10 protein-coding genes are annotated in these 8,586 nt (G+C 67.8%); 5 read left to right on the top strand and 5 right to left on the bottom strand.

Annotated elements, in window-relative coordinates; all coding sequences use genetic code 11:
• Together ACWFR4_RS46810 and ACWFR4_RS46805 are read left to right on the top strand one after the other, a co-directional pair.
• Nucleotides 1–1,026 (top strand): glycosyltransferase (locus tag ACWFR4_RS46810; protein ID WP_453657848.1); only part of this gene is annotated, 1,026 nt, incomplete at its 5' end.
• Nucleotides 1,023–1,745 carry a polysaccharide deacetylase family protein gene (locus tag ACWFR4_RS46805; protein ID WP_453657846.1) on the top strand — a complete coding sequence of 241 codons (723 nt, stop codon included), beginning with the start codon at nt 1,023–1,025 and terminating at the stop codon, nt 1,743–1,745. The genes ACWFR4_RS46810 and ACWFR4_RS46805, both read left to right, overlap by 4 nt.
• A gap of 171 nt (nt 1,746–1,916) precedes the next feature.
• On the opposite strand, the gene ACWFR4_RS46800 is transcribed toward ACWFR4_RS46805, so the two are convergent.
• The 3 genes from ACWFR4_RS46800 to ACWFR4_RS46790 form a co-directional block, all read right to left on the bottom strand.
• A complete protein-coding gene (locus ACWFR4_RS46800) occupies nt 1,917–2,717 on the bottom strand; it encodes a COG4705 family protein (RefSeq protein ID WP_453657844.1) in 801 nt (266 codons plus the stop codon).
• Between the two features lie 172 nt (nt 2,718–2,889).
• Nucleotides 2,890–3,393: an ATP-binding protein gene (locus tag ACWFR4_RS46795; RefSeq protein WP_453657850.1), complete on the bottom strand. Its 504-nt coding sequence runs from the start codon at nt 3,391–3,393 to the stop codon at nt 2,890–2,892.
• A gap of 166 nt (nt 3,394–3,559) precedes the next feature.
• Nucleotides 3,560–3,709, bottom strand: coding sequence for a hypothetical protein (locus ACWFR4_RS46790; RefSeq protein WP_453657842.1), 150 nt, complete (start codon nt 3,707–3,709; stop codon nt 3,560–3,562).
• 337 nt (nt 3,710–4,046) lie between these two features.
• Between ACWFR4_RS46790 and ACWFR4_RS46785 the strand changes: the two genes are divergently transcribed.
• Nucleotides 4,047–4,736: a response regulator transcription factor gene (locus ACWFR4_RS46785; protein ID WP_453657840.1), complete on the top strand. Its 690-nt coding sequence runs from the start codon at nt 4,047–4,049 to the stop codon at nt 4,734–4,736.
• Between the two features lie 4 nt (nt 4,737–4,740).
• Complete coding sequence (locus ACWFR4_RS46780; protein WP_453657838.1) at nt 4,741–6,117, top strand: sensor histidine kinase; 1,377 nt, start codon at nt 4,741–4,743, stop codon at nt 6,115–6,117.
• Nucleotides 6,118–6,154: 37 nt separating this feature from the next.
• Here the strand turns inward: ACWFR4_RS46780 and ACWFR4_RS46775 are convergent, their stop codons facing one another.
• Nucleotides 6,155–7,021, bottom strand: a complete 867-nt coding sequence (locus ACWFR4_RS46775) for a COG4705 family protein (protein ID WP_453657836.1) — start codon at nt 7,019–7,021, stop codon at nt 6,155–6,157.
• Between the two features lie 639 nt (nt 7,022–7,660).
• Between ACWFR4_RS46775 and ACWFR4_RS46770 the strand changes: the two genes are divergently transcribed.
• Entirely contained in the window at nt 7,661–7,873 is a 213-nt protein-coding gene (locus ACWFR4_RS46770) for a hypothetical protein (protein ID WP_453657834.1), read from the top strand.
• 82 nt (nt 7,874–7,955) lie between these two features.
• Here the strand turns inward: ACWFR4_RS46770 and ACWFR4_RS46765 are convergent.
• The coding region (locus ACWFR4_RS46765) for a PP2C family protein-serine/threonine phosphatase (protein ID WP_453657832.1) at nt 7,956–8,586 on the bottom strand (631 nt) is incomplete at its 5' end.

Genomic DNA, 8,586 nt, shown 5'->3' with positions numbered 1-8,586 from the left:
CTGCAGACGCTGCACCCCGGCACCGGTGCGATCGTCTCCACCTATCCGGGAGCCAGCCGTGTCCTGGGCGGGCTGCGGCTCCGCGGGCGGCTGGCCGTGCCCGTCCTGACATATCTCACCGACTTCTCCGTGCACCCGCTGTGGGTGGCGGACGGTGTCGACGTCCATCTCGCCGCACATTCAGTGCCCGCCAGACAGGCGCGCGCCGCCGGGGCGCGGGACGTCCGGGTGTGCGGTCCGGTGGTGGATTCGCGATTCCGTCCCGGCAGCGCGCGGGAGCGCGTCGCGGCCCGTACCCGCTTCGGATTGCCGGAGCAGGCACCGCTGGCGCTCCTGGTCGCTGGTTCCTGGGGCGTCGGACCGGTCCGGCAGGTCGCCCTGGAGCTGCGCGACTGCGGTGCCGCCGTCCCCGTGGTCGTCTGCGGCCGCAACGAGGCGCTGGCCGGGCAGTTGCGGGCGGACGGCATCGAGCACGTCTACGGCTGGGTCGACGACATGCCTGCCCTGATGCACGCCGCCGATGTCCTGGTCCAGAACGCGGGCGGGCTGAGCTCCCTGGAGGCGTTCGCCACCGGTCTGCCCGTCGCGAGCTACCGGTGCATACCGGGTCACGGGCTGGCCAACGCCGCCGCGCTGGAGGAGGCCGGCGCGGCGGTGTGGATACGTGACCCGGCCCGCCTCAAGGCCGTGCTGTGCGACCTGATCGACGGCCCGCTCGGACTACGCCAACGCGTGGCCGGCCTCGCCCTGTTCGCCACCGAGCCCGACGGCGGACCCGCCGCAGAGACAGCACGCGTCCACCGCGCGGGGCTGCCTCCGCGGCGCGCGGCGGGGCGGCGGCGCCCCGCGATGCGGCGGCTCGCCGTCACCACTGCGGCGGCGTGCGCCGTATGGGCGTGCGCGGTCGGCACGGGGGTCGCCACCGAGTACGACCGCCCAGGCGTGATCCACGCCATCGGGCACGGCCTCGACCTGGACGACCCTCCTTCGGGCTACGCGCCCCGCCCGGAACGCCACCACTCGTGACCGCCGCCCGGCTGATCCTCACAGCAGCCCTCGCCGCTCTGCCCGCCCTCGTGACGGCCCATGCCGCGCCTGTCGTCTCCACCTTCGGGCCGTTGCGCAACCGCGCCATGCCCCGCCTCTCGGGCCGGGGCCGCCCCGATCACATCGCCCTCACCTTCGACGACGGCCCCGATCCGCTGTCCACCCCGCTCTTCCTGCGCCTCCTCGCCGAGCGCCACATCCGGGCGACCTTCTTCCTGCTGGGCCGTGAGGCGCAACGCTCGCCTGGCCTGGTCCGCGAGATCGCCGCGGCGGGACACGAGATCGGCGTCCACGGCTGGCTGCACCGCCCGCTGGTGCTGCGCGGCCCGCGCGCCACGTACGCCGACTTCGCCCGTGCCCGCGACACCGTCGCCGACATCACAGGGCTCCGGCCCACGCTCTTCCGGCCCCCTTACGGCGTCATGTCGACCGCAGCGCATCTGGCCGCCCACCGCCTCGGTCTCACCCCGGTGCTCTGGACCTGCTGGGGCGAGGACTGGACTGCCCGCGCCACACCGGAGTCCGTCCACCGCACCGTCACGTCCGACCTGGACGGCGGCGGCACCATCCTGCTCCACGACTCTGACTGCACCTCGGCTCCGGGTGCGTGGCGCTCGGCTCTGGGCGCCCTTCCCCTCATCCTCGACGCCTGCGAGCAGCGCGGCTACGAGGTCGGCCGACTGCACGACCACGGATGATCCCCACCTCGTGCCGCATCGAGGCTGGCGATGCCATGCCTGCCCCTTGACCCTCACTGGCTGCGGAACAGGGGCCCGGACGCTCAAGATCCGCACACCCCGTCGGCAGCCGATCAGGTCACCATTGCCGGTCGCAGCCAGAAACTGCGGTCTCGGGTTACGCCCGCAGCGTCACTTTTGGACTGCCGATTTCGGGGGCCGGCGTGGGGGGTCGAACGAAGGAGAGGTCTCTAGCGTAACGGTTTGCTGACGGTGGGTGAGCATCTGGTAGCCGACCAGCACCAGCAGTACGGCCAGCAGAGCGGCGGAAGTGATCGTGGTCCCCACCCCGAGCCCGCCCTGGGCTGTGGGCTTCTCCACGGCGTTCTCCACGACCGCTCCAAGCGGGCGGGTGAGTACATAGGCGGTCCAGAACAGCACCGTGCCCGAGAGCGGCGTCAGATAGTGGGCGGCGAGGATGAGCAGCATCGTCGCGGACAACAGCAACGCGCTGCCCCTAAAGCCGAGTCCCAGGCTGTGAGACAGGAAGTCACCGCTGGAGGTTCCCAGCGTGTTGGACAGCAGTGTCGCGGTCCAGTAAAGGATCTCAGCCTTGGTGGTGGCGATCCGTTCCACGTCCATGGTCTGCCCGGTCGCCCGCCAGCCGATCAGTACGATCACCAGGAGGCTGGTCAGCACGGCCGCGCCACCGGTATAGCCGAGCCCGACGGTGCGGTTCATGAAGTCCGACGTCGCCGTGCCGACGATGCTGGTCATCAGGATCACCGACCAGAAAACCGCCGGCCGGAACCGGTCGGCTCTCAGCTGCATCATCAGCGTGAGTGTGAATGCCGCCAGGAAAATGAATACGGCGGCGGCGTAGCCGAGCTTCAGCGGGGTGATCGCCACGTAGTTCGATACCGACTCACCGAGCGTGGTTGCCACGATCTTGATCGCCCAGAACAGCGCGCCCACAATGGGAAACTTGCTCACAACAGTCCTGCTCATCAGTCTCTCCCATCCCTGCTCCCACCAGGTCGATCAGACACGGTCTCGGCACAATCACGGATCGATCCCTCGGAGCAAGCGATCTTGTGGTGGCTACGCTGCCGCGGCCTCGACGCATTCCATCGGCGGCCCCATGAGGCCGAGAGCGTCCACCTCATCAAGCCGCTGGCTTCAGCCGCGACGGAGGCGGCCAGGTTTCATGGGTGGCTTGTGAGGGCGGGCGAATCACACATCGCGACCGACGGCTGGCTCTGACCGTGGACGATATGGGCAGTGCCGCGAGGACCTCGTGGCCTTGAGGGCTGTGGTGGACTTCGGTCCACTGCGCCAGTGAGGCCACGACGTGCATGCCCCTGCCATGCTCATCCGGGTCGAAGCCAGCAGGTAGCCGGCGGTGCGGGACGCCCTCCCCGGAGTCAGCGACGCCGATCAGAAGGAACTGCCGGCCGAGGCTCAGGAGCAAGGTCATGTCGGCGTGCCCGTGCTGCATGGCGTTGCTGGCGAGTTCGTCGACCACGAGAACGGCGGCGTCTAGTTGCTCTGAGGGAAGTCCCCAGCGGCGCAGCACGTCGACCGCGAAGCAGCGACAGGCCCGTACACCGGCCCCTTGTGCTGGCACCGCGACAACGACTTGCCGGGAAGAGTCACGGTGCTGCGCCATCAGTGTCCGACGGGGCTGCCCGTTCGGATCCCACTCGGTGAGCATGGCCACTCCCTTCAGGTTGACACGGCGGCCTCGGACGGACGAGGCCCAGGTTCGGACAGCGGCCGCTGAGGTCGATCGCCGGGACCGGTCAGGCTTGGCCCCGCCCGGCCAGCCCCTTCGATCACTCCTTTCCGACGAACTTGTGATCGACGGTGTTGGAGGAGTCGGCATGGCCGCCTGATCCGTCCTCGCGGCTGCTTTCCGGGGCCTCTCCGGAGCGCTCGTGTTCGCGGGAGTTGCCGCCCGTGGTCGCGGGCGCTCGGGTCGCCATGCTGGATTTGGTCGCGGTCCGCGCCGGTGTGGTCCTCCCGGTCGTCGGAGTGCGTGGAGGCGGAGGCGGTGGGCGCGCCGGCCGGGGCCGTCGTGTGGGTGCCGGCGATCGCGATCTCGCTGCCTGCCCGCCAGCAGCACCGCGCCGGCGATCAGCGCGAGCCTGGGGCGGACGTTGGTCATGGTGTCTGTCCTTGTCACTGGATGCGGCTGCCCTCTCCGGGCGTGTCCCATCCTGTAACGGGGCTGCTGAGAGAGGGCTGAGGACCGCCCCGCTCTCAGCCTCCTCTCAGCAAGCCGCCCCTACGGTGCGGCGTAGAGTGGTTGGAGAGGCGATCATGCGAGTGCTAGTTGTCGAGGACGAACCTGGGCTCGCCACGAGCCTTGCTCACGGCCTTGCCGGGGAGGGCTTCGTCGCCGATGTCGCCTTCGACGGTGTTGACGGGCTCTGGCGTGCCCTCAATGAGACGCACGACGTCGTCGTGCTGGACATCATGCTTCCCGGACTGTCCGGGTACGAGATCCTCAAGCGACTACGCAGGGCCGGTGTATGGGCCCCCGTTCTGATGCTCACCGCGAAGGACGGCGAGTACGACGAGGCGGACGCCCTCGACCTCGGGGCCGACGACTACCTGCGCAAACCGTTTTCCTACGTGGTGCTCGTCGCCCATTTGCGGGCCCTGCTGCGCCGGGGGGCGCCGGTCAGGCCCGCCGTCCTCACCGCCGACGACCTCACCTTGGACCCCGCCTCCCGCCGATGTCGCCGTGCGGGACGGGAGATTACTCTGACGGCCCGGGAGTTCACGCTGCTGGAATTCCTGCTCCGTCATCGCGACGAGGTGGTCACCAAGACCGACATCCTCACGCACGTATGGGACGAAAACTTCGACGGCGACATCAACATTGTCGAGGTCTACGTCGGCTACCTGCGACGCAAGATCGACGCCCCCTTCGGCCGCCACACGATCGAGACCCTCCGCGGAGCCGGCTACCGACTGCGCAGCACCGGCACCGGCACCGGCAGATGACGCGATGACCTCCCGTGTCCGGGCCTGGTGGGCCCGCCGATCGCTGCGACTGCGGCTGACCGCTGGGGCAGCCTTCGTGATCACCTTAGGGCTCGCGGGCGCCGCCCTGGTGCTGGTCGCCTGGCTGCGCAGCAGCCTCGTCAGCGGACTTGACCTCGCCGCCCTGCAGCAGGCCCAAGCCATCGCGCAGATCATCGACTCCGGCAAACTCACTGCCCCACTGCCCACATCCGGCGAGCGTGACGTCGCCGTTCAGGTCATCGACAGCAACGGCACCGTTCGGTCCAGCACACCGAACCTGCAAGGTCAGCAGAGAGTCTTCCACTTCCGTTCGGCCTCCTCCGACGAACCACATGCTCACAGCCTGCAGCACCTGCCCCACGGGGAGAAAACGACATGGCGCGCCGTGGCCATTCCCGCCGGTACCCGAAGCGACCCGGTGACGGTGTACGCCGCCGTGGCTACCGAGGACGTCGACGACAGTGTCGCCCACCTGACCAGGGGCCTGGCCGTCGGCGTGCAGCTGGGCGTCACCGCGCTCACCGGCGTCGCATGGCTGCTCACTGAGCGTGCCCTGCGTCCGGTGGAGGCGCTGCGCGCGCAAACTGCCGAGATCACGGCCTCCGACCTCAGCCGCCGTCTCGATGTCCCGCCGTCAGCCGACGCACTGGGTCAGTTGGCCACCACGCTCAACGATCTGCTTGCCCGGCTGGAGGCGTCCACACAAAAGCAGCGCCAGTTCATCGCCGACGCTGCCCACGAGCTGCGCAGCCCTTTGAGCAGCCTGCACACGCAACTTGAGGTTGCCGCCCGGCATCCCGACTCCGCCAACTGGGGCACTTTGACCCCGGCCTTGGTGGAGGACAGCGAACGGCTCTCCTGCCTCGTCGACGACCTGGTGAGACTAGCCCGTCTCGATGCCCGCCCCCGACTGTGCAGACGCCCCGTGGACCTGGACGAGATCGTCTTCACCGAGGTTCGCTTGGCCCGTCACCGCACACAACTCACCATTGATCAACATGCTGTCAGTGCTGCACGGGTGGACGGCGACACCGACGCTCTCGCCCACGCCGTAAGGAACTTGCTGGACAACGCCATCCGTTACGCCACCCGACGGATCGACGTGAGCCTCGGCGTCCGCGGCGGCACCGCGCGGCTTGTCGTCGCCGATGACGGGCCCGGCATCCCCGGGCCCGACCGGCGGCGCGTCTTCGACCGCTTCACCCGCCTCGACAACGCGCGCGCCAGGGACACTGGCGGCAGCGGACTCGGCCTGGCCATCGTCCACGGCATCATCACCGCCCACCACGGCACCACTCACATCGAGGACAACGCTCCCGGCGCCCGCTTCATCGTTCATCTACCCACCGCGCGGCGCTGAATTGCCGGTCTCGGACCCGTACGCCCATGGAACAGCCTCAATGAGATGCCCTCTTTGAGGCCTCGACCATCTGGTCGGGGTGCGGGCCGTAGGCCAGGACTACCTGCCCGTTGGGCCGCTGCGGTTCTCCTGTGAGTCTGTTGGTCGGAGCCGGCAGCAGATCGAGCGGGTGGCGGCGGATCTGCCAGGTCTGATAGGCGACCAACGCGGCCAACACGCCTGCCAAGGCCACCGAACCCCACAGCGTGCCCAGTCCGAGTCCTCCCTCGCTGACAGGTTTGGTGATCGAGTCGCCGGCGGCGGCGCTCAAGGGGCGGGTCAGGATGAACGCCAGCCAGAACAACACCATGCTGTTGATGTTGGTCACGTAGTGGGCGATGAGCAGCGCCAGCATGATTCCGGCGATGATGAAGAAGGCATTGCGAAATCCCAGGCCGGTGCCGTGGGCAAACCAGTCCCCGCTGGCGGTGCCGAGGGTGTTGGACACGAGAATCGCGGTCCAGTACAAAATTTCACCCTTGAGCGTGGCGATCTTCTCCACGTCATAGGTCTGCCCGGTACGCCACCACACCAGAAAGATGATCACGAGGAGACTGGTGAGGATGACCGCGCCTGGCCCGTAACCGATCCCATTCTTGGTCACGGTGCCGGAATGGCCGATACCGCGGTCCATGAGATCCGAGAATGCAGTGCCGGCGATACTGGTACTGAAGATCACCGTCCAAAAGATTGACGGATAGAATTTCTTGGCTCGCAACTGGAAGCCGGCCACGACCAGGAAAAAAACAAAGAAGCTGATCGCGCAGGCGACGTAACCGAATTTGAGCTGAATCGCAAACTCGTCACTTCCCGTTTCTCCGAGAGTCACAGCAATGATCTTCAGCGCCCAGAACAGCGCGGTCACGTGCGGGAGTTTGCGAAGTACGTACTTGGCCGAGTGGTCCACTCTGGAGGACCGGGACACGTCGATTTCCATGATGGCGTCTCTTGACTTCCTATTTGGCCATGGCAAATAACCCGACACGCATCCATGCGCGGGGCATTAACTATTGGGCCCGCCCGGGGGCGCACTTAACCGGTCTGACTAATTCAATGATCTCTCTCGCAAATTTTCCCGATGCTGACGATCGTTGCTGTGACTCTCGGGGAAACGGTGTGGGGCGACTCTCTCACGACGCCGCTGAGAACTCGCTGAACGCCGCCGAGAAGGATCTCAGCTCAGCAATCGAAAACGGTCGACGATGCTTGCCCCGGACGTTCCCACGACTGCGACCGCGTACGCGCAGGAGAATCACCCGCCCGGGTCCGCCACGGATCGGGCCGGACCGCCATGGCCGGGGCAGCCATTTGGCTCTGTACGCGACGAAGAGCAGTGTTTCGTCAGCAGTTCGGGAGGCACTGCCGATCATCGGCCGTCCCGGATATTCACGACGATGGACAGCAATGCATGCGCGTCAGCGGGGCTGCCTCCCGTTCTCGTGAACACCAACGCTGCTGCACAGTGAGTGCCTCCCGCGGCCGCGAACAATCGCTGCCGCGAGTCATGGATAAAGCCACGCGCGAGGCGTTCCGCACCGGCCGCACGCTCGCGCAGTACAGCCAGGACCTGGGGGACATCGCCGCGCAGCAGCGCGGGTCTCCCGGCGACCGGTCCATCACACACCGGCTCGACTCGATCGAGGGCGAGCTGGGCGACGTGAAGCGGCTGTCGTGGGTGCTCGCGCGGGTTCAGGGCATCGACCCCGACGCCGAATAGATTCCGGCCGGCGCACGGCCGCTCAGAACAACGACCAGGGCGTGCCATGGAAGTTTGAGCGGTGCAAGAGGAGGCCGAGTGATCAGGCCCGGGGCGTGGCCGTGCGCTCTATGACGATCATGGCGGCGTCGTCGTTCAGGTGTCCGCCGACGTGGTGCAGCAGGTCGCGCCGCAAGCGACCGAGGAAGGCGTCTGGGTCGTTCTCGGTCCAGCCGGTGATGCGCTCGGCGAGCGGGTAGAAGGTACCGGTGGAGTCGCGGGCCTCGGTGACGCCGTCCGTGTACAGCAGCAGAAGGTCTCCCGCCTCGAACTGGAAGCTGTCGACGTGGTAGCGCGGATGCGACAGTTCGCCCAGGCCCAGCGGAGGTGCGGGATGAAGGGTGTCCATCGTCGTCGGTCGGCCGTTGCGCTGGACGACCGGCGGGGGGTGTCCGCAGGCGACCAGCTGGACCCGGCCGCCGTGGTCGGGGATGTCCAGGATGGTGGCGGTGATGAAGGTTTCTCCGTAGCGGGCCGTCTCGCCCGGCTCCGTCAGGTCCCAGCACACGCTTTGGTCGAGGTAGGACACCAGCTCGACCAGGCTCGCCGGGCGGTGGGCAGCGATGCGGAACGCTCCGAGCAGCAGGGCGGCGTCATTGACCGCGGTCATCCCCTTGCCTTGCACGTCGCCGACGATCAGCCGGGTGCCGGAGGTGGTGCGCGTCGCCGCGTAC

The sequence above is a fragment of the Streptomyces sp. NPDC055140 genome, assembly GCF_053607285.1.
Note: the sequence above shows the minus strand (reverse complement) of the source record. Positions and strands in the feature narration are given on the sequence as shown.